The sequence below is a fragment of the Pseudokineococcus basanitobsidens genome (assembly GCF_037482545.1).
Taxonomy (GTDB): domain Bacteria; phylum Actinomycetota; class Actinomycetes; order Actinomycetales; family Quadrisphaeraceae; genus Pseudokineococcus; species Pseudokineococcus basanitobsidens.
In genome coordinates this window covers 1-23,143 of the sequence record NZ_JBBIAA010000016.1, presented here as the reverse complement: position 1 = coordinate 23,143, position 23,143 = coordinate 1, and the positions used below count along the sequence as shown (strand labels likewise).

The window sequence follows — 23,143 nt, the reverse complement described above, 5'->3', positions numbered from 1 at the left end:
CGTGGTCCTGCGCACGCTGCGCGGCACGGACGGCGGACCCGCCCCGGGCGCCAAGGTCCTCGCCGCCCTCCTCGTGCTGGGGCTCGTCGGCGCGCTGATCCCCACGCTGGTCCCGGTGCTCCGGGCCCTCCTGGAGGCCATCACCTGACGGGGCGGGAGGGCCGACGTGGAGCGCGTCCGCCCGGCGCCGGGTCCGGGCACGCCCGCGTCGTCCGCGCCACCCGGCGGTGCGCCGGGCGGGTGAGGTCCATGATTCAACGACAGAAGTCGGTCTTCCCGGGCGCCGAGACCTGGTGGTGACGAGAGAGCCGGGGAGCAGCCCCGGCGCCGCACTCCGGGGGGGACCGATGAGCACCACGACGCAGGTGACGAGCACGACGCAGGTGGAGGCCGGCCGGGCCGAGGCGGCGGGCTACCGCTGGACGACCGGCGGCGACCAGCGGCGTCGCCGGACCGGGCGCCTGCGGGCGCTCCTGGCCGGCGGCCTCGTGGTGGGCGTCGGCTCGGCCGTGACCCTCGCCTCGTGGACGGACACCGAGTGGGTCTTCGGCGCCGGCGGCGCCGGCGGCGAGGACGTCGCCGCGGGCGTCTTCGAGGTCCAGCAGAACGTGTGGGACGGCGCCGGGGGCGGCGCCCGCTTCGCCGCCGCCTCCACCACCGCCACCGCGGCTGCGGCCTCCGGCGCCGGGCAGTTCGTCGACCGCGAGCGGCAGGAGCTCGCGGGGACCCTCGCCTTCACCCCGCTCGCGGCGACCTCGCTGTCGCCCGGCGACGTCGTGTACGCGCCCATGCAGCTGCGGACGACGGCCGGGAGCGCCGCCGCGTCCGTGACGCTCCGGGGCGCCGTCAAGGGCTCCGGCGACGACCTGTTCTTCTCCGCCCTGCGCTACGCCGTGCGCTCGGGCGTCGAGCGCGGTGCCTGCGGCGCGGCGGCCTTCGCGCCGGGGTCGCCGGCCGGGACGTCGCTGGTGGCGAGCGGGTCCGGCCTCGCCGCCGGCTCGGTGCCCGGGGCGCTGCAGCTGTCCGCCGGCACCGACGACGCCCCCGGCGAGGCCGTGGACCTCTGCTTCGCCATCACCCTGCCCGGTGGCTCGTCCGACTCCCTGCAGGGTCGCGGCGTCTCCCCGGCGTGGGCCTTCGACAGCCAGTCGGTCTGAGCCCCGGCCGCCGGCCGACCGGGGTGCTCCGATGAGCTCGAAGGTCCTGCACGGGGCGCGCGAGGCGGTCCTGACGACCGCGGCCGTCCTCGGGACGGCGTGCCTGGTGCTCGTCGTGCTGGGCGCCGTCCTCGACGCCTCCCTCGTCGTCTTCCGCACGGGCTCGATGGCGCCCACGATGCCGACCGGCTCGCTCGCCGTCGTCCGGCAGGTGGACGCACGCGACGTCGTCGTCGGCGACGTCGTGACGGTCGAGCGCGGGGCGGGGCAGCTGCCGATCACCCACCGCGTCGTGCGCACGACCGCCGACCCCACGACGGCCGGTGGCACCCTGCTGGAGCTGCAGGGGGACGCGAACGCGGTGCCGGACCCGGCGCCCTACGCGGTCGACCGCGTCGGGCGGGTCGTCTGGTCCGCGGAGGGCCTCGGCGCCGTCGCGGAGCACCTGCGCACGCCCCCCGTCCTGGGGGGCGCGACGCTGCTCGTCGCCGTGCTGGTGACGAGCGCCGCCTGGCCGCGCGCGGACGCCGACGAGCAGCGCGGCCGCGCGGGCACGCGGGTGACGACGTGAGGCGCCGGCTGCCCCCGCCCGTCGCCGCTCTCGGGCTGGCCCTGGTGGGCGCGCTCGGCGCGGTCCCCGCGGCGGCGGCCCCCGTGGCGGCGGCGTCCGCGGCGGCGGAGTCCGCGGCCGGGCCGGAGCGCGAGGTCGTCGACGTCCTGCGGGTGCGCTCGACGGTGGACACCACCCAGCTCGGGCGGCTCAGCCCGGGCACGCAGGTGCACTGGCGCGTCGACGTCGACCTGGAGGGCGCCCCCCTGGGTGCCGTCGTGCTGCAGGTCGCGGCCTCCGGCCGGATGGTCGCCCACCCGCAGGGGCTGCGCCTCGTGCTGCTGTCCTGCGACGAGGCGTGGACGGGGGTGGACCCTCGCGTCCACCCCGTCGCGGCCTCGACCGCGGCCTGCGGGGCCGGCCGGACGCGCGTGCTCTCCGAGCCCCTGGCCGACGTGGACCCCACCCTCCTGCTGCCCTACCGCAGCATCTCCCCCACGACCGGCGCGCACCTGCTGCTGTGCCTGCGGCTGCCCGAGGACGCCCCCGACGAGCTGCAGGGCACCCGGGCGCACTTCGGCCTCGGCATCACCGCGACCGGCGACGAGCTCGACCCCGTGCCCGGTCCCACGCCGACCCCCGCGCCGACCCCCGGGCCGACCCCCGACCCGACCCCCGGTCCCGTGCCCGACCCGGGCGCCACCACCCCCGTGCCGGACCCGGACCTGGACGGCACCGCACCCGACCCCTCGACCCCCGGGGGCCCCGGGGGCCCCGGGAGCCCGGGAGGCCCCGGGGGCCCCGGGACGGCAGCGCCCCCCGGCGGGGCGACGCCGGCCACCCCCGGGGGGACGGCAGCCGTCGGCGACCCGCTCCCGAGCGGGACCGGACCCGTCGTCGTCCCCGCCGCCTCACCCCTCGCGCCGACGGGCCCCGGGGCACCGGCCCCGGCCGGCGCAGGCCTGCCCGGCCGGCTCGCGCGCACCGGCCTCGAGGTGCTGCCGCTCCTCGGGCTCGCCGGCGGCGCCGTGCTCGCCGGGCTGACGCTGCGCACCGCTCCGGGAGCGCTCGCGGCGGCCCGGCGCCGGCGGTGCCCGCGATGAGGGACGCTCGCGGGGCAGCCGGCCGACGTCGTCCCGCCGCGGTGGTGGCGGTCGTGGCCGGCGCGCTCCTGACCGCCGTCGCCGTCGTCCCCTCGGCGGCCGACCTCCCGGTGCCGCTCGTCGGGCGCACGGACGCCTCCTGGGTCGACACCGAGCACGTGCGGGCCCCCTTCGTCGGGCTGGCCCGCGACTGCGCACGGCCCTTCCGGTACGCGTCGACCGCGTCGTCCCGTGTGCTCTCGGGCACCCTGCTCGGCACCTCCCTCGACCCGGTCGTGCAGCTCTCCGGGGTGACGGCGACGCACACCGGCGCTCCCGGCACCACGTCCACCGCCCGGCCGGCGACCGCGCCGTCCGCCGGCGCGGACACCTACGCCGCGCCGCTCGACGTGACCGCCCTCAGCGGGGTCGCCGGGGTCGGTATCGCGGCGCCGGCCGTCGTCGTCCTGCCCTCGGCGTCGCAGCAGGTGGCGCTGCTGCAGCAGCGCAGCCGCGCCACGAGCGACGGCGAGGCCTCGTCGGCGACGGGGGCCGTCGCCGACGACGGCGGCATCCGCACGACCCCCGTGCCCACCGACGGCACGGAGCCGCCGCGCAGCGCGGTCCTCGACCTCGCCGCCCTGGCCCCCGGGGCGGCCACGCTGGCCGGGCTGCGGCTCGAGGTGGGTGCGCTGGCCTCGACCGCCGCCCTCGACGGCTGCGAGCGCGACGAGCACGGCGCGGGCCCGGTGCGGGCCTACCACGTGGGCGACCTCGACCTGCTCCTGGCGTCACCGTCCGTCGGCGCCCTCACCTCCGGCACGGCCTCCGCCGCGGCCGCCGCGCAGGCGCGGGTGACCGCCCTCGAGCGGCAGCTGGAGCAGTCGCTGAAGGGCGTCGGCGGTCTCGCCGGCTCCACCGTCCGCGTGTCCGTCGCCGTGGACGCCGCCGCGGCCGTCCGACCGCTGCTCGGGACGCGCCTCGGCACCGGGACGGAGGTCGAGGTCGACCTCGCCCGCGGGACCGTCCGGGTGGACCTCGCGCGGCTGCTCGCCGGGAGCGGGGGGCTGGACGGCAGGGCGCCGGGCACCGAGCTCGTCCTGGACGCCGCGCTGACCGCCCACGTCGCGGCCAGGGTCGACGCGCTGCTGCAGGCCTGGGCCACCGACGTCCAGACGACGCTGGAGGCGGCGCTGCGCGCGGCGCGGGTCACGGTCACCGCGACCTCGCTGGGCCTCGTCACGCTGCTGCAGGTGGACACCACCGTGAGCGAGCTGCTGGAGGGTCGTACCCGGATCGGGCTCCTCGGCGTCGGCGTCGACGCCGGGACGGTGCTGGCCGTCCTGACGGACGGGCTGCGGGCGGGCCTGCTCGGCCCCGGGGGCGTCGGGCCGTCGACGGGCACGGCCGTCCGCGCCCTCGTCCCCCCCGTCGTCGCCGCGACGTCCACGGCGACGGGTGGGCTGCGCCAGGCCGTCTCCCTCGTCGTCAACGACCAGCGGCAGACCGTCGGGCCGACGGGCCGGACCGCCACCGCCGACGTCGCGGCGCTGCGCGTGCGGGTGCTCGCCGGGCCGGCGACGACGGGCACCGCGGGGGCGACGGAGCTCCGGCTGTCGACGTCGTCGGTGGGCCCCGTCCTCGAGCGGCCCTGACGGGCCGCCCGCGCACCGGGTCAGCCGCGGTCGGCCCCGCGCCCCGGCCGGCCGGCGTCCCCGTCCGGCTCGTCCACGACCACGCACCCGTCCGGCAGCCCGCCCTCGGGCTCCTCGGGGCCCCGGAGACGGCTCAGCTCGTCGACGAGCAGCAGGTCGCGGTCCACCTTCCCGGTGCGGTAGGCGGCGCGGCCGACCATGTGGGCGGCGACGGGGGCCGTGACGAGCTGCAGCACGACCACGAGGACGACGACGCCGAGCACGACGGGCGTGCGCAGGGCGAGGCCGACGCCGACCGCCACGAGCACGATGCCCAGCGCCTGCGGCTTCGCGGCCGCGTGCAGGCGGGTGAGCACGTCGGGCAGCCGCAGCACGCCGAGGGCGGCGACCAGCGCGAGCAGGATGCCGAGCCCGACGCAGACGGCGGCGAGGACGTCCGCGACCACCCCCGCCACCTCCCCGACACTCACCGGCTGTCCTTCGCCGCGAACCGGGCGACCGACACCGAGCCGACGAACCCCACGAGGGCGAGGACGACGAGGATCGGCAGCAGCGTCGCGTCGCGGCGGGCCACGGCCTCCAGGCCGAAGGCGGCGACGAGCACGACGACGAGCGCGTCGAGCGCGACCACGCGGTCCAGCACCGTGGGACCGACGACGGCGCGCACGAGCACGCACAGCGCGGCCACGAGCAGGGCGGCGCCCGCCACGAGGACGGCGACTCCTCCGACGGTCACGGGCGGGCCTCCTGCGGGTCGGCGGGCGGGGGGTCGGCGGGCGGGGGGTCAGCGGGCGGGGGGTCGGCGGGCGGGGGTCGGCGGGCGGGGGGTCAGCGGGCGGGGGGTCGGCGGGCGGGGGGCCGGCGGGCGGGGGGTCGGCGGGCGGGGGGTCGGCGGGCGGTTGGGTGGCGGGCGGTGGGGTGGCGGGCGGGTCGGAGCGGTCGTCGCGGTCCGCGGGGCCCTCGTCCTCGCGGGGCCGCCGGCCGACGGCGTGCTGGGGCTCGCCCGGGCGGGCGGTCCGGCCGGCCCGGGGGCCCCCGGCCACGACCCGCCGCCGCACCGGTGGCCGCGGGTGGCGCCCGTGGCCGGTCGGGTCGCCGGCCTCGAGGTCCGCGACCTCCTCGGCCGTCCCGAAGGCGCGGACGATGCGCTCCTCCACCCCGAGCACGTGCCGGCGCTCGCGCTCGACCGCGGCGAGGTCGGGCGTGTCGATGACGTGGAGGAAGAGGCTGTGGGCGCCGGGACGGACCTCGATGACGACGCTGCCGGGGACGAGGGAGACGAGCTCGGCCGTCGCCGTCAGGTGCGCCAGGCTGGCCGTGCGCAGGTGCACCTCCAGGACCGAGCTGACCGGGGTGCGGCGGGAGAGGACGAGCGCCGCCACCTGGACCGACGCGCGGACGAGGTCGACGAGGAAGGCCCCGACCAGCCGGAGGGTCGCGCCCGGCCGCGCCGCTCCCGGGAAGCGCAGCGGGGGCTGCGGGAACACGAGGACGACCAGCAGCCCGAGCACGGCCCCGGCCAGCACGTTCGCGACCGACAGGTCCCCCCAGAGCAGGACCCAGACCAGCGCCGTCCAGACGAGGACGGGCCACTGGACGACCGCCCGGCGCGCGCGCGTCACGGCTGCCCCCCGGCGCCGTCGGGGCCGGGGCCGACGGGGCCGGGGCTGACGCGCTCGCCCGCCGCACCCCCGAGGACGCTGACCACGTAGGGCCGCCGGTCGAGGAGCTCGGCGGCCGCCTCGTCCGCGACGGCCAGCAGCGGACCGGCGAGGAAGGTCAGCGCCAGCCCGAGGACGACGAGGCCCGCGGTGGGGACGACCATCCCGGCGGGCAGGCGCCGGACGTCGACGTGGACCCCGTCGGGGTCGACCGGCTCACCGGTGAGGGCCCCCGCGACCACGCCCTCGGGCTCGGCCTGCTCCCGCGCGCCGTGCTGCTCCGCCCCGGCGCCCGCCCCGCGGGCGCGCTCGGCGGCCCCGGACCGCACCCCGACGGCCCCGACGGCGGACAGGACCGTGCCGGCGCCGGGGACCTCGTCCTCGTGCGCCTCCGTCTCGTGGTCCCGGCCGACCGTCGCGGGCCGGCTCCAGAAGGAGCGGTTCCAGGCCTTCGCGACCGCGTAGAGCGTCAGCAGGCTCGTGACGACGCTCGCGCCCACGAGGACGAGCGGCAGGACGCCGCCGTCCTGCACCCCGGCCTGGAGGAGCCCGACCTTGCCGAGGAACCCCGAGAGCGGCGGGATGCCGGCGAGGTTCATCGCGGGCACGAAGAACAGGACCCCCAGCAGCGGCGAGAGCTTCGCCACGCCGCCGAGCCGGTCCATCGACGTGGTCCCCCCGCGCCGCTCCACGAGCCCGGTGACGAGGAAGAGCGTCGTCTGCACGGTGATGTGGTGGATGACGTAGAAGATCGCGGCCGCCAGCCCGAGCCGGGACGACAGCGCGATGCCGAGCAGCATGTAGCCGATGTGGCTGACCAGCGTGAAGGACAGGAGCCGCTTGAGGTCGCTCTGCGCGACGGCGCCGAGGATCCCCACGAGCATGGTGGCGAGCGCCACGACGAGCAGGACGTCGTCGAGGCGCCCGCCGGGGAAGAGCAGCGTCTGGGTCCGGATGATCGCGTAGACGCCCACCTTCGTCAGCAGGCCGGCGAAGACGGCCGTGACCGGGGCGGGAGCCGTCGGGTAGGAGTCCGGCAGCCACGCGGACAGCGGGAAGACGGCGGCCTTGATGCCGAACGCCACGAGCAGCGCCAGCTGCAGGGCCAGGCGCACCCCGTCGGGCAGCGCGTCGAGACGCTCCGGCAGCTGCGCGAGGTTGGACGTCCCCGTCGCCGCGTAGACGAGCGCGATGGCCGCCAGGAACACGAGCGAGCTGGCGATGCTCACGACGACGTAGGTCGAGCCGGCGCGGATGCGCGCGCTCGTGCCGCCGAGGGTGATGAGCACGAAGCTCGCCGCGAGCAGCATCTCGAAGCCGACGTAGAGGTTGAACAGGTCGCCGGACAGGAAGGCGTTGGAGACGCCGGCGGCCAGCACGAGGTAGGTGGGGTGGAAGATCGCGACCGGGGCGCCGTCGTCGCCGTCCGCCGCGCCCTGGGCGACCGAGTAGCCGAGGACGGCCAGCGTCACCGCGCTGGAGATGCTCAGCATGAGCGTGGAGAGCTGGTCCGCGACGAGGGAGATGCCGACGTCGGACGGCCAGCCCCCGACGGTGACGACGAGGGTGCCGACGTCCTGGACGGCGACGAGCATCGCGACCGACGTCACGAGGACGACCGTGAGCGCCACCAGGCTCGTGAGCGCCTGGGCCCGGCGGTGCCGCGCCAGGGCGAGCGCGAGGCCCGCGGCCACGAGCGGCACGAGCACGGGCAGCGGCACGAGCGTGGGCCACTCCAGGACGGTCCCCTGCGTGGCGCGCAGCCCGGGGCCGCCGTCGCCGCCGAGAGCCGGCAGCGTGGCCGCCAGGGACGTCGCTGCCGCCGTCACGGCGCTCACGGCCGGCCTCCTCGGTGGTGGGGGTCCCGGTGGTGGTCCCGGTGGTCGTCCCGGTGGTCGTCCCGGTCGTGGCGGCTGCTCGTCCCGCGCGGTGCCCGCCGCGGCCGGGCGTCGCGCCCGTCGTCGCTCGGCGCCGGGCTCGCGTGGGCCCGGCGGTCGTCCTCCGAGCGCTCCTCCACGGGGTTCTCCGGGTCGCCGTCGTCGTCCTCGGGGTCGTAGCTGCCGGACATCTCGTCGCGGACGGCGCGGGCCACGATGAGGCGGTCCTCGACGTCGTCCTGGACCTCGTCGTGGCCGTGCAGCTGCCAGCTGCGGTAGGCCATGGCCAGCAGGAACGCGGTGAGGCCGAGCGTGATGACGACGGCCGTCAGCACGAACGCCTGCGGCAGCGGGTCGCTCATCTCGTCCTCGGGCGTGACGCCGACGAGCGCGGGGCCGCCGGCGCGGCCGCTGGCCACGAGGAACAGCACGTTGATGCCGTTGCCGACGAGCACCACGCCGACGAGCACGCGCGTGAGGCTGCGCTCGAGCAGGAGGTACACGCCCGTCGCGACGAGCACGAAGACGACGGCGACGAGGACCAGCGCGGGGCTCACCGGGCACCTCCGCCGCTCGTGGCGCGGTCGCCGTGGAGGGCCCGTCCCCGGCCGTCGGGGCCGTCGGGGCCGTCGGTGCCGTCCGGCGGCGGCCGCACGTCGCCGATCCCCCCCGACAGCGACAGCGCGGCGCCGGTGGAGCCGTCCGCCGCGGCCTCGCGCTCGATCTGCGCGTCGACCCCGCCGCCGAGGCTGCGCAGCACGTCGAGCACCAGGCCGATGACGAGCAGGTACACGCCGACGTCGAAGAACAGGGCGGTCACGAGGTGCACCGTCCCGAGCACGGGGACGGGGACGTCGAGCACCGCGCTCTGCAGGGGCGTGTAGCCGAGCAGCGCCGCCGCGAGGCCGACGCCGGCCGACAGGAAGAGCCCCGAGCCGAGCAGCAGGCCCGCCGGGACGGGCGCGGCCCGGTCGAGCTCGCGCCGGCCCCCGGACAGGTACCGGACCATGAGCGCCAGGCCGGCCACCAGCCCGCCGGCGAAGCCGCCGCCCGGCTGGTTGTGCCCGGCGAAGACGAGGTACAGGGAGAACAGCACGACGGTGTGGAACGTCAGCCGCGTCACCGTCTCGAAGATCACCGAGCGGCGCTCCGCCGGGAGGTCGGCGTGCGCCGCCCCGGCGTGCTCCGTCGTCGACCCGACGTCACGCCGCTCCGCCCGCGCGTCCGCCAGGGCCGCGGACAGGACCTCCTGGGGCGCCCCGACCGCGTGGGGCGTCCTGCCGTCGTCCGGCACGGGCCCGGGGCGCGCCGGCTCCCCCCACCCGTCCTCGTCGCCGTGCTGGTCGACGTGCTGGTGCTGGTCGACGTGCTCGTGCTGGTCGACGTGCTCGTGCTGGTCGACGTGCCCGAAGCGCCGGCCCAGGAAGACCAGGCTCGCGACGCCGGTGGCCGCCACCAGCAGGACGGAGAGCTCGCCGACCGTGTCCCACGCGCGGATGTCGACGAGGATGACGTTGACGACGTTCGCGCCGCCGCCGAACTCGTCGGCCTGCCGCGGGAAGGGCTCGGAGACCGGCGTCGCCGTGCGGGACGCCGCCGCCACGAGCGCCGCGGCGCTGAGCGTCCCGCCCACGAGCACCCCGAGCCCGGCGCGCAGGAAGCGGCTGCGCCGCAGCGGGCGGTCGGAGAAGTACGGGGGCAGCCGCCGCAGCACCAGCACGAAGACCACGAGGCTCACGGTCTCCACGAGCACCTGCGTGAGGGCGAGGTCGGGGGCGCCGTGCAGGGCGAACAGCAGCGCCACCCCGTAGCCGGTGACGCCGAGGAGGACGGCGGCCTTGAGCCGCCGACGGCTGCGCGCGGTCGCGACCGCGGCGGCGGCGATGACGACGCCCACCGCGGCCTGGGCGGGGGTGTCCCACCACCGGACGTCGACGTCCCACGGCCCCGCCACGGCGGAGACCACGCCGGGCCCGAGGACGACGACGGCGAAGATCGTGGCGAGGTAGGCCGGCAGCGAGCCGCGCTGCGTCGCACCGGTGGTCTCGACCGCGAGCCGCTCGACGCCGCGCACGACCCGGCCGTAGCCGCGCTCGGTGCTGACGAGCACCGGCGCCGCCGCCTGCAGGCGCACGACGGCGCGGCGCCCGGCGAACAGGACCGCGCCGACGACGAGGGTGAGCAGGCTGAGCCCGAAGGCGGGCGAGAGCCCGTACCAGGGCTCGAGGTGCACCTCGGGCTCCCCGCCGAGCGACTCGGCGTAGGGGGTGAGCAGCGCCTCCCACGGCCCGGTGAGCGCGAGCCCGAGCACGAGGCCGGCGGCCCCGAGCACCGCGGGGACGGCCACGAGCAGCGCACCGGGCGCATGGACCTCGGTCGCCGGGCGCCCCTTGGCGGCGAAGGCCCCCCAGCAGAAGCGGATCGTGTACGCCGCCGTGAGGCACGAGCCGAGGACGACCGCGACGAGGGGGAGCACGTCGCCGCCCTCGAGCATCGCGTCGAAGGCCGACTCCTTGGCGGCGAAGCCCGCCAGCGGCGTCACGCCCGCCATCGACAGCGCGGCGAGCAGGGCCGCGGCGGTGACGACCGGCATCGAGCGGGGGACGCCGGAGAGCTGGCGCAGGTCCCGCGTCCCCGTGGCGTGGTCGATCGCTCCGACCGACAGGAAGAGCGTCGACTTGAACAGGCCGTGCGCGCAGACGAGGGCGAGGCCCGCGAGCGCACCGTCCGGCCCGCCGAGGCCGACGACCACCGTCATGAACCCGAGCTGGCTGACGGTGCCGTGCGCGAGCAGCAGCTTGAGGTCGTGCTGGCGCAGCGCCCGCCAGCCGCCGACGAGCATCGTCACGCCCCCGAGGCCGAGGACGAGCGGAGCCCAGACCGGTACGTCCGCGTAGCCGGGGGCCAGGCGTGCCAGCAGGTAGACGCCGGCCTTCACCATCGCCGCGGCGTGCAGGTAGGCGCTGACGGGCGTCGGCGCGGCCATGGCGCTCGGCAGCCACAGCGAGAACGGCCAGATCGCCGACTTCGACAGCGCCCCGACGAGGACGAGGACGAGGCCGGTGGTCGTGGCGGCCCCCGGCGCCGGTGGCGCGGCGACGAGCGCGGAGAGGCGGTAGGTGCCGGCGCCCTCGGCCAGCACCACGAGCCCCACGAGCATGGCGAGGCCGCCGAAGGTCGTCACGACGAGCGCCCGCATGGCCGCGAGCCGGCTGCTGCGCTGCTCCACGAGGTGGCCGATGAGCAGGTAGGAGAAGACGGTCGTCAGCTCCCACAGCACGTAGAGCACGAGCACGTCGTCGGCCAGGACGAGGCCGAGCATGGCGCCGGCGAAGGCGACGAGCACGCCGGCGAAGCGCCCGAGGCCCTCCTCGTCGTCGTCGAAGTAGGAGGTGCAGTAGAGGAGGACGAGCGCACCCACCCCCGTCACGAGCAGCCCCAGCACCAGCGCGAGGGCGTCGAGGCGGAACGCGAGCTCGAGGTCGAGCACGGGGACCCAGGGGACGACCTCGAGCCTCTCGGCGCCTGCGCCGGCGGTGACCGCACCCACCTGCAGGGCGAGCCAGACCAGCGAGGCCGCGGGCACGAGGGCCAGGACGGCGAACGCCCGGCGACCGAGCAGCCGGACGAGCGTGGGGGCGAGCAGGGCCGCGAGGGCGTGGGCGCCGATCAGGGCGGTCATGCGGGCACCCGGCCTCTCGGGGTCGGTGGCCGGCGGCGGGCCCTCGCGGACCCGCGCCGACCGTGCGGTGCTGCGGGCGGCGGTGCCGCCCGCCGGCCGGGACCTCGGGGCTCGCGGCGCCGCCCGGGCACCTCCCCGACCCGTCGGCCGACGCCGCCCAGTCTACGCAGGGGGCCGGCCGGCCCGTCAGCCCGCGAACGGCGGCACCGGGAGCCCGCGGACCCCCGGGCGCACGTGGAACAGGGCCCCGGCGAGCGGGTCGTCGTCGACGTCCTCCAGGCCGTCCGCCGACGTCGTGATGAACAGGTCCGCGAGGTCCGGGCCCCCGAAGGCGCACGCCGTCACCTGCGTCGCGCCGACGTCGACGACGGCGAGCAGCTCCCCCCCGGGCGAGACGCGCTGCACGGCGGAGCCGCCGAAGAGCGCGGTCCACACGCACCCCTCCTCGTCCACGGCCAGCCCGTCCGGGCCCCCGCGGTCCTCCGGCGTCCTGCGCACCTCCTCGCGGCCGGTCACCTCGCCGTCGTCGTCGACGACGAGGCGCCACAGGGCCTGCGTGGGCGTGTCGTGGTGGTAGGCGAAGGAGCCGTCCGGCGCCCACCCGAGCCCGTTCGAGATGGTGAGCCCGCGCAGGACGACGTGCACCGAGAGGTCCTCGTCGAGCCGGTACAGCGAGGCGGCCCCCTCGCGCTGGTCGTAGGCCATGGAGCCCGCGTAGAAGCGGCCGCGCGGGTCGCAGGCGCCCTCGTTGAAGCGCACCCCCGGGTCGTCCCAGACCTCGGGCAGCCGGCGCGGGGGCGCGGCGCCCAGCTCCCCGTCCTCCAGGAGGGCGAAGCAGCGCTCGAGCGCCATGACGTAGCCGCCGGCGGCGCGCGGGCGCACGACGGCGAGGACCTCGCCGAGGTGGTCGCGACGGACGGCGTCGGGGTCGGCCGGCTCGCCGTCCCACCCGTCCGGCGGCGCCCAGGACAGGAGGTCGCCGCGGAGCATGTCGACCCAGCGCAGCGTCGCGGCGGCCGTGTCCCACACCGGCCCCTCGCCGTGGTGGGCCAGCGGCGGGCTGATCTGCCGGGCCTCGAGCCGCAGCCCGACCGCGGGCTGCGCCGCGTCCGGCGAGCCGGCCTCCACGGCGTCGGGCCGCGGCCCCGGACGAGGGCCCCCCGGCGGGTCGGGACGTCGGCTCGTGCCCATGCGCCGCAGTGTGCTCCGCCGCGGGCCCCGGGAGCAGCAGCCGCGCGGCCCGGGCCGCGACGACCGGGGATGCAGGGGGGCGGGCGGGGCGTTGCACCGGACATGCTCGATCCCCAGGACCTCGTGGAGGTCTACGAGACCTCCGACCTCACCCCCGGCGAGCGGCCCGTGCTCGTGCACGCGCTGCGGGGCTTCGTCGACGCCGGGTCCGCCGGCTCCCTCGCCGTCAGCACCCTGCTCGCCGAGCTCGAGTCCGAGCCCGTCGCGCGCTTCGACGCCGACCAGCTCGTCGACTACCGGGACCGCCGCCCGAGGATGACGTTCCGCACCGACCGCTTCGACGCCGTCGCGATGCCGGAGATCCTCGTGCACGCGGTCCGCGACCAGGCCGGCCGCGCCTTCCTCGTGCTGTCGGGCCCCGAGCCCGACCTGCAGTGGGAGCGGTTCGCCGCCGCCGTCCGGCTGCTCGCCGAGCGCTTCGACGTCCGCATGGCCGTCGGGCTGCACGGCGTGCCGTGGGCCGCGCCGCACACGCGTCCGGTCGGGCTGACGCCGCACGCGAGCGACCGGTCCCTCATCGCGGGCCGCCCGCGCTGGATCGGCGAGGTGGAGGTCCCGGGCCACGTGGGCGCCCTGCTGGAGCAGCGCCTGGGCCAGGCGGGGGTGCCGGCCGTCGGGTTCACCGCGCACGTGCCGCACTACCTCTCCCAGGCCGACTTCCCCCCGGCCGCCACGGCCCTGCTCGAGGCGCTGGCGGAGACGGCCGAGCTCGACCTGCCCAGCGGTCGCCTCGCCGAGGCCGGCAGCGCCGTCCTCGTCGAGGTGGACCGCCAGGTCGCGGGCGACGAGGACACGCGCACGGCCGTGTCCGCGATGGAGCGTGCCTACGACGCGGCCCTCGCCGGCCGTGCCCTCGAGGGTCCCGGCCTCTCCACGCCCTCGCTGCCGGACGACGAGATGCCCGACGGCGAGGAGCTCGCCGCCGACCTCGAGAACTACCTGCGCGGTCTCGACGCCTCCGGCGACGAGCGAGACCGGCCGTGGCCGGGCGAGGTCGTCGACGGCACCGCGGCCGGGACGCAGGACGGCTCCCCCGCGGCGCCCGCCGACGGCGCGGACGGCACGTCCGGCGGCGAGGCCCCGGGCGACGACGACGGCGGCGACGGCGGCGACGGTCCGGGGGGTACCACCCGCTGACCGGAGGGCGTCGGCCGCACCACGGGCGGTCGACGGCGCGGTCGCGGCTGACCGCGATGTGGCGTCGGCCGCGGCCGACGGCGCGGCGGGGTAGGAAGCCCGCGTGAGCCGATCCCCCGCCGCGACGCCGTCCTCCGCGACGTCCCTCGGCCCCGTGGACCGCGTGCCGGCCCCGCTGCTCATGGCCGTCTCCATCGGCAGCGTCCAGTTCGGCAGCGCGATCGCGAGCACGCTGTTCCCCGCGCTCGGCGCGCCGGGCACCGTGCTGCTGCGCCTGCTGCTGGCGGGCGCCCTCCTCGCCGCCCTCCTGCGTCCGCGGGTGCACCGCTGGTCCTGGGGGGCGCTCGGCGGCTGCGCGCTGCTCGGCCTCGCGATGGCGGGGATGAACGGGCTCTTCTACCTCTCCATCGAGCGCCTGCCCCTCGGCGTGGCCGTCTCGGTGGAGCTGCTGGGCCCCCTCGTGCTCTCGGTCGTCCAGGCGCGGCGGGTGCAGGACCTGCTCTGGTCCGCGCTCGCGCTCGGCGGCGTCGTGCTGCTGGGCACCCGGGCCCTGACCGACGTCGGCGCGCAGGGCGGCCTCGACCCGCTGGGGCTGGTGCTCGCCGCCTCGGCCGGGGCGTGCTGGGCCGGCTACATCCTCGCCAGCGCCCGCGTCGGTCGGCTCGTCCCCGGCACGGGAGGGCTCGCCGTGTCCCTGCTCGTCGGCGCCGTCCTCGTCGCACCCCTCGGCCTCGGCGGGGCGCTCGTCGTCCTCGACCGGCCGGGCCTGCTGCTCGCGGCGCTCGCCGTCGCGCTGCTGTCCTCGGTCGTGCCCTACGGGGCCGACCTGGCGGCCCTGCGTCGGCTCCCCACCCGCGTCTTCGGCGTCCTCATGAGCCTGCAGCCGGCCGCGGCGGCCCTGGCGGGGCTCCTCGTGCTCGGCCAGGGGCTCTCGCCGCTGGAGCTCGTGGCGCTCGTGCTCGTCAGCACGGCCAGCGCCGGCGTCGCCCTGAGCCGCCGCCGCGGGGAGCCGACCGCCGCGCGTCCGGAGGACGTCTCGGCGACGACGGCCCGGGGGCGGCGCGGGCGGCGACGGGCTCGTCTACGCTGACCAGGTAGTCCAGCGTTCACGTATCTCGGCGCCCGCGGCGCCGACCAGCACCGGGAGGCACCCATGGCCGACACCAAGGTCGCGATCATCTACTACTCCGTCACCGGCACCATCGACACGATGGCCCGCCGCCTCGCCGCGACGGCCGAGGCCGCCGGCGCCGAGGTGCGGCTGCGCGCCGTCGGGCGCGGCGACGCCGAGGGCCAGCCGGGCTCCGACGACCGGCCGCAGGAGCCCACGGCGGACGACGTCGTCTGGGCCGACGTGGTCCTGTTCGGCACCCCGACCCGCTACGGCAACGTCGCGGGCCGCCTCAAGGTCTTCATCGACAGCCTCGGCGCCCAGTGGTTCCAGGGGCTGCTGGCCGACAAGGTCTACGCCGGCTTCACCGCCTCGCAGACCCTGCACGGCGGCCAGGAGGCGACGCTGCTCAGCCTCTACACGACCATCCACCACTTCGGCGGCATCGTCGTGAGCCCCGGCTACACCGACGGCAGCAAGTTCGTCGACGGCAACCCCTACGGCGTCGGCCACGTGACGGGCGCGAACAACGACGCCCCGGTCGAGGACGTCACCACCACCGCGCTCGACCACATGGTCACCCGCGCCATCACGGTCAGCCGCCGCCTGGCCGGCTGAGCCCGCGCCACGACGGCCCCGCACCCCCCGAGGGTGCGGGGCCGTCGGCGTCCCGGGCGTGAGGTGGGGCGTGCGCGGGGGTGACAGCGCTCAGCACGTGCCCCGGCGCGGCCGATGCTGGCGGGGTGGAGGTCCCGGGCCCGCTCCGTCGTGGGCGCTACGCGATGGTGCCGGCGCGGACCCCGGCGCCCGTGGTGCTGGCCCAGCGGGTGCTGCTGGTCGGCCTCGCGGTCTTCACCGCGTCGACCGTGCTGCGCCCCGAGCCGGGGTGGTCGGTGCTCTTCGACGGGTGGCTCTACGGCGGCTGCGCGCTGCTGGTCGCGGCCCTCGTCGTGGCCCGGGCCTGGGCGGTACGGGCCGAGCGCGGGGCCTGGCTGGCCCTGGCCGGTGGGGTCGGGGCCAACGCCGCCGGCGAGGTCGTGTACTCCACGCTCGTCGCCGGTCCGGCGGAGACCTTCCCCAGCATCGCCGACCCGCTGTACCTCGCGGTCTTCCCCTGCGCGTACGTCGCCCTGGTCCTGCTGCTGAGGGCCCGGGTGCGAGGGCTGCCCGCCGCGGTGTGGGTGGACGGCGTCGCGGCAGGCCTCGCGCTGGCCGCCCTCTTCAGCGCCGTGGCCTTCGAGACCTTCAGCAGCACGACCCTGGGCGGCTCGGCCGTGGTCGTCGCCGTGGGCCTGGCCTACCCCCTGGGGGACCTGCTGCTGCTGGCGGTGGTCACCGCGGCGGTGGTGGTGCTGGGCCGGCGGGCCGACCGTCGGTGGCTGCTCTTCGCCGGCGGCATCGCCCTGTTCGCCGTCGCCGACACCCTGCTCCTGGTCCGGGTGGCGCGGGGCAACTACGCCGAGGGCACCCCCCTGGACGCGCTCTGGATCGCCGCCGGGGTCCTCTACGCCCGGGCGGCCTGGCAGCCCACCCGGCAGATCAGCGACCGCCGACCGGATAGCCGGGCCGTCCTCGCCCCGCCCCTGGTGTGCACGGTCGCCGCGGTCGGCGTCCTGGTCGCCGCCTACGACGTGCCCCTGCCCCGGCCCGCGGTGGTCCTCGCCGCGCTGGCCCTGGCCGCCGTCGCCGCCCGCCTCGCCCTGACCTTCCGCGAGGTCACCGCGCTGGCGGACAGCCGACGGCAGGCGCTCACCGACGACCTCACCGGGCTGCCCAACCGCCGCGCGCTGCTGGCGGCGCTCGACGGGGCGGCGACCGGTCGTCGTGCGGCACGGGAGACCACCGGACCCGCTCCCGGCGGGCTGCTGCTGCTGGACCTGGACCGCTTCAAGGAGATCAACGACTCCCTCGGCCACCACGTCGGCGACGAGCTGCTCCGTCAGCTCGCGGACCGGCTGGCCGGACGGACCCGCCCGGGCGACCTGCTCGCCCGCCTCGGGGGTGACGAGTTCGCCGTCCTGCTCGCCGCCGGGACCACGCCCGAGGGTGCCGACGAGGTCGCCGCCGGCATGGTCCGCGGCATGGCGGAGACCTTCGCGCTCGACGACGTCACCCTGCACGTGGAGGCCAGCGTCGGCGTGGCCCTGTGGCCGCAGCACGGCCAGGACCCGAGGGCGCTGCTGCAGCGGGCCGACGTCGCCATGTACCGCGCCAAGAGCACCCGCGGCCGGGTCGCCCGCTACCGGGTCGAGGACGACCCGCACGGCCGCGACCGGCTGCAGACGCTCGAGGCGCTGCGCGCGGCGCTGACCCGCGGCGAGCTCGTCTGCCACTACCAGCCGAAGGTCACGCTCTCCGACGGGGCGGTCCGCTCCGTCGAGGCGCTGGTGCGCTGGCAGCACCCCGATCGCGGCCTGCTCACCCCGGACACCTTCCTCCCGCTCGCCGAGCAGACCGGGCTGATGCGTCCGCTCACGCTCGCCGTGCTCGACCAGAGCCTGCGCCAGCTCCGGACGTGGCGCGACCAGGGCAGGACGCTGTCGGTGGCCGTCAACCTGTCCGTGACGAACCTGCTCGACACCGACCTGCCCGACGACGTCGCCCGGCTGCTGCAGGCCCACGACGTGCCCCCCTCGGCGCTGGTCCTGGAGATCACCGAGAGCGTCCTGATGGCCGACTCCCGCCGCGCCGGCTCCGTCGTCGACACGCTGCGCTCCCTCGGCGTGGGCCTGTCGATCGACGACTACGGCACCGGGTACTCCTCGTTGTCCTACCTGCAGGACCTCCCCGTCGACGAGCTCAAGCTCGACCGCGCCTTCGTCGGCCGGCTCGTCGCCGACCCCCGGTCCGCGGCGATCGTCCGGTCCACCGTCGACCTCGCCCACAGCCTCGGGCTCCGCCTGGTCGCGGAGGGCGTCGAGGACGCCGCCACCCTGGACCTGCTGCGCGGCTACGGCTGCGACGTCTCCCAGGGCTACCACCACAGCCGCCCGCTGCCCGCCGACCGGCTCGAGGCCTGGCTCGACGCGCGTGGCCGCAGCCGCCCCGCCCCCCGTCGGCACGACGCGCCGCCCGTCCCTGTGCAGGCGGACCGCCGGCTGCCGTCCCCCCTGGACGCCGGCTGACCCGCCCCGGCCGGCGTCGGACGGGGCGCCGCACGGGCCGGGTGCGGCACGGGCCGGGTCCCCGTGGAGGACGACGGGTCGACCGGCGCGCGGCCTACAGCGAGCGCACGTACCGGTCGACGTCGGCGGTGCGCCCGGCGAGCAGGATCTCGTCGCCGTACCCGAGGACCGTCGTCGCGTCGGTGTAGGTGAACTCCGCCGAGCCCGCGGGCTTGACGGAGACGACCGTCACGCGGTGGCGGCGGCGCAGGCCGGACTCGCCCAGCGGGACGCCCACGAGGTCCTGCGGCGGGCGGGCGGTCGCGAGGACCCAGTCGTCGCTGACGCGCAGGTAGTCGCTGACCTCGCCGGAGACGAGGTGCGCGACGCGCGAGCCCATCTCCTCCTCGGGCAGGACGACGTGGTGGGCGCCGACGCGGCGCAGGATCCGGGCGTGCTGGCGGTCCAGCGCCTTGGCCCAGATGCTCTCGACGCCGAGCTCGTCGAGCAGCGACGTCACGAGGATGGACGCGTGCTGGTGCGTCCCGATGGCGACGACGGCGCGGTCGAAGTCCTGCACCCCGAGCTCGCGCAGGGCGTCGACGTCGGTGGCGTCGGCGGTGACCACCTGCCCGAGCTGGCCGGACAGGCGCTGCACGACGGCGGGGCTGGAGTCGACGGCGAGGACCTCGCCGCCCTGCTCGATCAGGCCCGTCGCCAGGGCGGTGCCGAAGCGGCCGAGGCCGATGACGACGACGGGGTGGAGGCGGTCAGCCAACGATGGTCCTCTCCTCGGGGAGCTGGGTGCGGCGGGTGCGCTCGCGCAGGGCGAGCGCCGTCGCGGCGGTGAGGGGGCCCACCCTGCCCGCGAGCATGAGGCCCACGAGCACGAGCCGGGCGTCGGTGGGCAGGTCGGCGGTGATGCCGGTCGACAGGCCCACGGTCCCAAAGGCGGAGACCGCCTCGAACAGGACGGCGTCCAGGGGCTCGGCCGTCATGTCGAGCAGCAGGGACGTGCCCAGCGTGCACAGCCCGACCCCGAGCAGCGCCACCGTGAGCGCCTGCCGCTGCGTCTCCCGGGGGACCCGCCGACGGCCGACGACGGCGTCGGGCTCGCCCCGCACCTCGGCCCACACGACGAAGGCGAGGATGCCGAAGGTCGTCACCTTGATGCCGCCGGCGGTGCCGGCGCTGCCGCCGCCGATGAACATCAGCACGTCGTGCAGGAAGAGCGTCTCGGGGTGCAGGGCCCCGATGTCGACGGCGTTGAAGCCCGCCGTGCGCGCCATGACGGAGGCGGTGACGGCGCCGAGGAGACGGTCCTCGACGTCGAGGCCGCCGAGGGTCGCCGGGTTCCCGGCCTCGGGGACGAGGACGCCGACGGTCCCGACGACGAGCAGGACCGCCGTCACGAGCACCGTGACGCGCGTGAGCACCGACCAGGTCGACGGCCGGCGCCAGGAGCGCACCAGCTCGAAGACCACCGGGAAGCCGAGCCCGCCGACGACGACGGCGGCGCAGAGCGTCCCCAGCACGACGGGGTCGCCCGCGTAGCCGACGAGGCTGTCGGCGTGCGTGGAGAAGCCGGCGTTGTTGAACGCCGAGACGGCGTGGAACACGCCCTCGTACAGGCCGCCGCCGAGGGAGGCGTCGTAGGTGGTGAGGAACCGGGCGGTGAGGACGACCGCGACGACGGCCTCGCAGCCGAGGCTGAAGAGCACGACCCGGCGCACGACCCGGCGGACGTCCGCCCCGGTCAGCGTCTTGGTCTCCGCCTGGGCGACGAGGCGGGCCCGCAGCCCGAGCCGGTGCCGCAGCAGGAGCGCGAGCAGCGTGGCCAGCGTCATGATCCCCAGGCCGCCCGCCTGGATGAGCAGCAGGATCACGGCCTGCCCCGGGCCGGACCAGTACGTCCCGGTGTCCACGGTGACGAGGCCCGTGACGCACACGGCCGAGACGGCGGTGAACAGCGCGTCGACGAGCGGCGCGCGCTGCCCGGAGGCCGTCGCCGCCGGCAGGGAGAGCAGCGCCGTGCCGACCGCGGCGGCCCCGGTGAAGCCGGCGACGACGACGAGCGCGGGGTTGCCCGTCCCCCGGCGCACGGCGCGGCGCCGGGCGCGGGCCGCGGCGGGACCGCTCACCGGGACCTGCTGGTGGCGGGGGGCCGGTCGGGGGCGTGCACGCGCACACGGTGGCACCCCGGCCCGGGCACCGCGGACGGGGTGGCCCCGACGGGCGCGCCGACGCCGGTCGGGTCGCTCATGGACCGGCGAGGAGGTGGCCCGGACGCTCGAGCGCCCCCTGCAGCACCCGGGCCGCCCCGCCGAGGACGACGGCGTCCGTCCCGCGCCGGGCGGCGCGCACCTCGACGGGGTGCACGCGCGCGCGCAGCACGCGCCGGACGAGCCCGGCGGCGAGCGGCGGCCCGAGCCACGGCACCAGCGGCGCGTAGACGCCCCCGAGCACGACCGCGTCGACGTCGAGGACGTTGACGGCCGAGGACGCGGCGACGCCGAGCGCACGCCCGGCGCCGGCGAGGGCCTCGAGCGCGCGGGCGTCGCCGGAGCGGGCCGCCGCGGCGAGCGCGGCGCCCGCCCCCCCGCCCTCCGCGGCGCTGCTGACGTCCGGGTCGAGCCCGGCCGCGGCCAGGACGGCGTCCTGCCCGGCGTAGACCTCGAGGCAGCCCGTCGCGCCGCACCCGCACACGGGTCCGGACGGGTCGACGCCGACGTGCCCGAGCTCACCGCCCCACCCGTGCGCCCCCCGCAGCAGCCGCCCGCCGACGACCACGCCGGCGCCGATGCCGACCTCGCCGGAGACGAGCAGGAAGCTCTGCGGCGCGGCGCCGTCGGCCCCGGCCGGACCGGGGCGCCAGGCCTCGGCCACGGCGGCGAGCGCCGCCTCGTTCTCCAGGACGGGTCGGCCCGCGGCGGACGCGGGGCCGCCCCGGCGGTCGAGGTCGGCGGCGACGTGGACGTCGCGCCAGCCGAGGTTCGGCGCGAGGCGGACGACGCCGGCACCGGCGTCCACGAGCCCCGGCAGCCCCCACGCCGCGCCGACGACCTCCAGCCCCTGCCCCGCCGCGTCCCGCGCCACCGCGTCGGCGAGGTCGGCGGCGCGGCCGAGGACGACGTCGGGCGGCAGGCCCCGCTGGTCGCCGGGGACGACCCGCAGCGCCCGGGTCGCACCGGTCAGGTCGGCGACCCCCGCGGCGAGGTGCCGGACGCCGACCTCGACCCCCAGGCCGGCCACGCGCCGTCCCGACAGCCGCAGCCGCTGCGCCGGCCGCCCGCGGGTCGGCCCCGGCGGGGAGACCTCCTCGAGCAGGCCGGCCGCGACCATCTGGTCCACGAGCGCGGACACGGTCGTCCGCGTCAGCCCCGTGGCCACGGCGAGCGCGGCCCGCGAGGGCGGGTCGACGGCCCCGGCCACGCGCGCCAGGAGCGCGGCGCTGTTGCGCGCCCGCAGGTCCTCCTGGCGCGTGACGTCCACGCGCGCACCGTGCCACAGCACCAGGGGGCGACGACCGTTGACGGCACCGGCCGCCGCCGATTATGTTCAGTGACTGGACGAAGTGCCGGGCGCGCCGCCCGGCCGACAGCGCTCGACGACGAGGAGCTCGCCATGGCCCCCACGCCCACCCGCGACGACAAGTTCTCCTTCGGCCTCTGGACCGTCGGCTGGCCGGCGAACGACCCGTTCGGCGCGCCGACCCGCGCGCCGCTCGACCCGGTCGACGCCGTCCACCGCCTGTCCGACATGGGCGCCTACGGCATCACGTTCCACGACGACGACGTCGTCCCCTTCGAGTCGACCCGCGACGAGGCCGAGCGGGCCCGGATCCTCGACCGGCTGCGCACGGCCCTGTCCGACACCGGCCTGCAGGTGCCGATGGTGACGACCAACCTCTTCAGCCACCCGATGTTCAAGGAGGGCGCCTTCACCGCGAACGACCGCGGCGTCCGGCGGTTCGCGCTGCGCAAGGCGCTGCGCCAGATCGAGCTCGGCGTCGAGCTGGGCGCCAGGACCTTCGTCATGTGGGGCGGGCGCGAGGGCAGCGAGGTGGACGTCGCCAAGGACGTCCACGGCGCCCTGTCCCGCTACAAGGAGGCCGTCGACCTGCTGACGACGCACATCCTCGAGCAGGGCTGGGACGTGCGGATCGCCATCGAGCCCAAGCCGAACGAGCCCCGCGGCGACATCCTGCTGCCGACGGTCGGGCACGCCATCGCCTTCACGCACACCCTCGAGCACCCGCACCTGGTCGGGGTGAACCCCGAGGTCGGCCACGAGCAGATGTCCAACCTCAACTTCACGCAGGGCATCGCCCAGGCGCTGTCGGCCGGCAAGCTCTTCCACGTCGACCTCAACGGCCAGCACGGGCCCAAGTTCGACCAGGACCTCATCTTCGGCCACGGCGACCTCATCAACGCCTTCACGACGGTCGACCTGCTGGAGAACGGCTTCCCCGGCGGCGGGCCCACCTACGACGGCCCGCGGCATTTCGACTACAAGCCGCTGCGCACCGAGAACGAGGACGGCGTGTGGACCTCGGCCGAGGCGAACATGAGCACCTACCTCCTGCTCAAGGAGCGGGCGCTCGCCTTCCGGGCCGACCCGCGCGTCCAGGAGGCGCTGGCGCAGGCCCAGGTCACCGACCTCGCCACGCCCACGCTCGCCGAGGGCGAGTCGCTCGCCGACCTCGTCGCCGACACGAGCGCCTTCGAGGACTTCGACGCCGAGGCGTCGGGCCGCCGCCACGGCGGCCAGGTGCGCCTGGACCAGCTGGCGGTCGAGCACCTCATGGGTGCCGCGGTCGTGGGAGGACGGGTCAGCCGGCCTGGCCGACGATCTCCACGTCGGTCGGCACGACGAG

18 protein-coding genes and 2 pseudogenes are annotated in these 23,143 nt (G+C 77.4%); 10 read left to right on the top strand and 10 right to left on the bottom strand.

The genetic code is table 11. The annotated features are described in order from the left end of the window. The first annotated feature begins 1 nt into the window (after position 1). From WDZ17_RS12385 to WDZ17_RS12365, 5 genes are all read left to right on the top strand, one after another. On the top strand, positions 2-148 hold the full coding sequence (locus WDZ17_RS12385) for a hypothetical protein (protein WP_339575472.1): 147 nt from the start codon (positions 2-4) through the stop codon (positions 146-148). A 199-nt stretch (positions 149-347) separates the two neighbouring features. Then, positions 348-1,157, top strand: a complete 810-nt coding sequence (locus WDZ17_RS12380; RefSeq protein WP_339575471.1) for a SipW-dependent-type signal peptide-containing protein — start codon at positions 348-350, stop codon at positions 1,155-1,157. Between the two features lie 31 nt (positions 1,158-1,188). Next, on the top strand, positions 1,189-1,728 hold the full coding sequence (locus WDZ17_RS12375; RefSeq protein ID WP_339575470.1) for a signal peptidase I: 540 nt from the start codon (positions 1,189-1,191) through the stop codon (positions 1,726-1,728). Then, on the top strand, positions 1,725-2,810 hold the full coding sequence (locus WDZ17_RS12370) for a hypothetical protein (protein ID WP_339575469.1): 1,086 nt from the start codon (positions 1,725-1,727) through the stop codon (positions 2,808-2,810). Before WDZ17_RS12375 ends, WDZ17_RS12370 begins: the two co-directional genes overlap by 4 nt. A 53-nt stretch (positions 2,811-2,863) precedes the next feature. Continuing rightward, positions 2,864-4,444 (top strand): choice-of-anchor G family protein, encoded by a 1,581-nt coding sequence (locus WDZ17_RS12365; RefSeq protein ID WP_339575468.1) that lies wholly within the window; start codon positions 2,864-2,866, stop codon positions 4,442-4,444. A 20-nt stretch (positions 4,445-4,464) separates the two neighbouring features. On the opposite strand, the gene mnhG is transcribed toward WDZ17_RS12365, so the two are convergent. From mnhG to WDZ17_RS12335, 7 genes and pseudogenes are all read right to left on the bottom strand, one after another. Continuing rightward, on the bottom strand, positions 4,465-4,914 hold the full coding sequence (gene mnhG, locus WDZ17_RS12360; protein WP_339575467.1) for a monovalent cation/H(+) antiporter subunit G: 450 nt from the start codon (positions 4,912-4,914) through the stop codon (positions 4,465-4,467). Further along, positions 4,911-5,180: a monovalent cation/H+ antiporter complex subunit F gene (locus tag WDZ17_RS12355; protein ID WP_339575466.1), complete on the bottom strand. Its 270-nt coding sequence runs from the start codon at positions 5,178-5,180 to the stop codon at positions 4,911-4,913. The genes mnhG and WDZ17_RS12355 overlap by 4 nt, the downstream gene beginning before the upstream one ends. Positions 5,181-5,562: 382 nt before the next feature. Beyond that, positions 5,563-6,066 (bottom strand): annotated as a pseudogene (locus tag WDZ17_RS17515) (Na+/H+ antiporter subunit E); the annotation flags it as partial. After that, positions 6,063-7,844 (bottom strand): Na+/H+ antiporter subunit D, encoded by a 1,782-nt coding sequence (locus tag WDZ17_RS12350; protein ID WP_422631980.1) that lies wholly within the window; start codon positions 7,842-7,844, stop codon positions 6,063-6,065. The gene WDZ17_RS12350 and the pseudogene WDZ17_RS17515, both read right to left, overlap by 4 nt. A gap of 95 nt (positions 7,845-7,939) precedes the next feature. Next, the gene (locus WDZ17_RS12345) at positions 7,940-8,539 is read right to left on the bottom strand and encodes a Na(+)/H(+) antiporter subunit C (protein WP_339575464.1); all 600 of its coding nucleotides are present in this window, start codon (positions 8,537-8,539) and stop codon (positions 7,940-7,942) included. Then, positions 8,536-11,664: a Na+/H+ antiporter subunit A gene (locus WDZ17_RS12340; RefSeq protein ID WP_339575463.1), complete on the bottom strand. Its 3,129-nt coding sequence runs from the start codon at positions 11,662-11,664 to the stop codon at positions 8,536-8,538. Before WDZ17_RS12340 ends, WDZ17_RS12345 begins: the two co-directional genes overlap by 4 nt. A 186-nt stretch (positions 11,665-11,850) precedes the next feature. Further along, complete coding sequence (locus tag WDZ17_RS12335) at positions 11,851-12,855, bottom strand: SMP-30/gluconolactonase/LRE family protein (RefSeq protein WP_339575462.1); 1,005 nt, start codon at positions 12,853-12,855, stop codon at positions 11,851-11,853. Positions 12,856-12,957: 102 nt separating this feature from the next. Between WDZ17_RS12335 and WDZ17_RS12330 the strand changes: the two are divergent. From WDZ17_RS12330 to WDZ17_RS12315, 4 genes and pseudogenes are all read left to right on the top strand, one after another. Next, positions 12,958-13,857: pseudogene (locus WDZ17_RS12330) on the top strand (PAC2 family protein); the annotation flags it as partial. Between the two features lie 298 nt (positions 13,858-14,155). Next, complete coding sequence (locus WDZ17_RS12325) at positions 14,156-15,142, top strand: EamA family transporter (protein WP_339575460.1); 987 nt, start codon at positions 14,156-14,158, stop codon at positions 15,140-15,142. 63 nt (positions 15,143-15,205) lie between these two features. After that, the gene (locus WDZ17_RS12320; RefSeq protein ID WP_339575459.1) at positions 15,206-15,781 is read left to right on the top strand and encodes a flavodoxin family protein; all 576 of its coding nucleotides are present in this window, start codon (positions 15,206-15,208) and stop codon (positions 15,779-15,781) included. A gap of 125 nt (positions 15,782-15,906) precedes the next feature. Further along, positions 15,907-18,288, top strand: coding sequence for a putative bifunctional diguanylate cyclase/phosphodiesterase (locus tag WDZ17_RS12315; RefSeq protein ID WP_339575458.1), 2,382 nt, complete (start codon positions 15,907-15,909; stop codon positions 18,286-18,288). A 94-nt stretch (positions 18,289-18,382) separates the two neighbouring features. Here the strand turns inward: WDZ17_RS12315 and WDZ17_RS12310 are convergent, their stop codons facing one another. The 3 genes from WDZ17_RS12310 to WDZ17_RS12300 all read right to left on the bottom strand — a co-directional run bounded on the left by WDZ17_RS12310 (position 18,383) and on the right by WDZ17_RS12300 (position 21,759). Then, complete coding sequence (locus tag WDZ17_RS12310; RefSeq protein WP_339575457.1) at positions 18,383-19,045, bottom strand: potassium channel family protein; 663 nt, start codon at positions 19,043-19,045, stop codon at positions 18,383-18,385. Next, entirely contained in the window at positions 19,038-20,408 is a 1,371-nt protein-coding gene (locus tag WDZ17_RS12305) for a TrkH family potassium uptake protein (protein ID WP_339575456.1), read from the bottom strand. Before WDZ17_RS12305 ends, WDZ17_RS12310 begins: the two co-directional genes overlap by 8 nt. A gap of 118 nt (positions 20,409-20,526) precedes the next feature. After that, positions 20,527-21,759 carry an ROK family protein gene (locus WDZ17_RS12300; RefSeq protein ID WP_339575455.1) on the bottom strand — a complete coding sequence of 411 codons (1,233 nt, stop codon included), beginning with the start codon at positions 21,757-21,759 and terminating at the stop codon, positions 20,527-20,529. 132 nt (positions 21,760-21,891) lie between these two features. On the opposite strand from WDZ17_RS12300, the gene xylA reads away from it, so the two are divergent. Then, positions 21,892-23,143: xylose isomerase (xylA, locus tag WDZ17_RS12295; RefSeq protein ID WP_339575454.1), on the top strand; the 1,252-nt coding region annotated here is incomplete at its 3' end.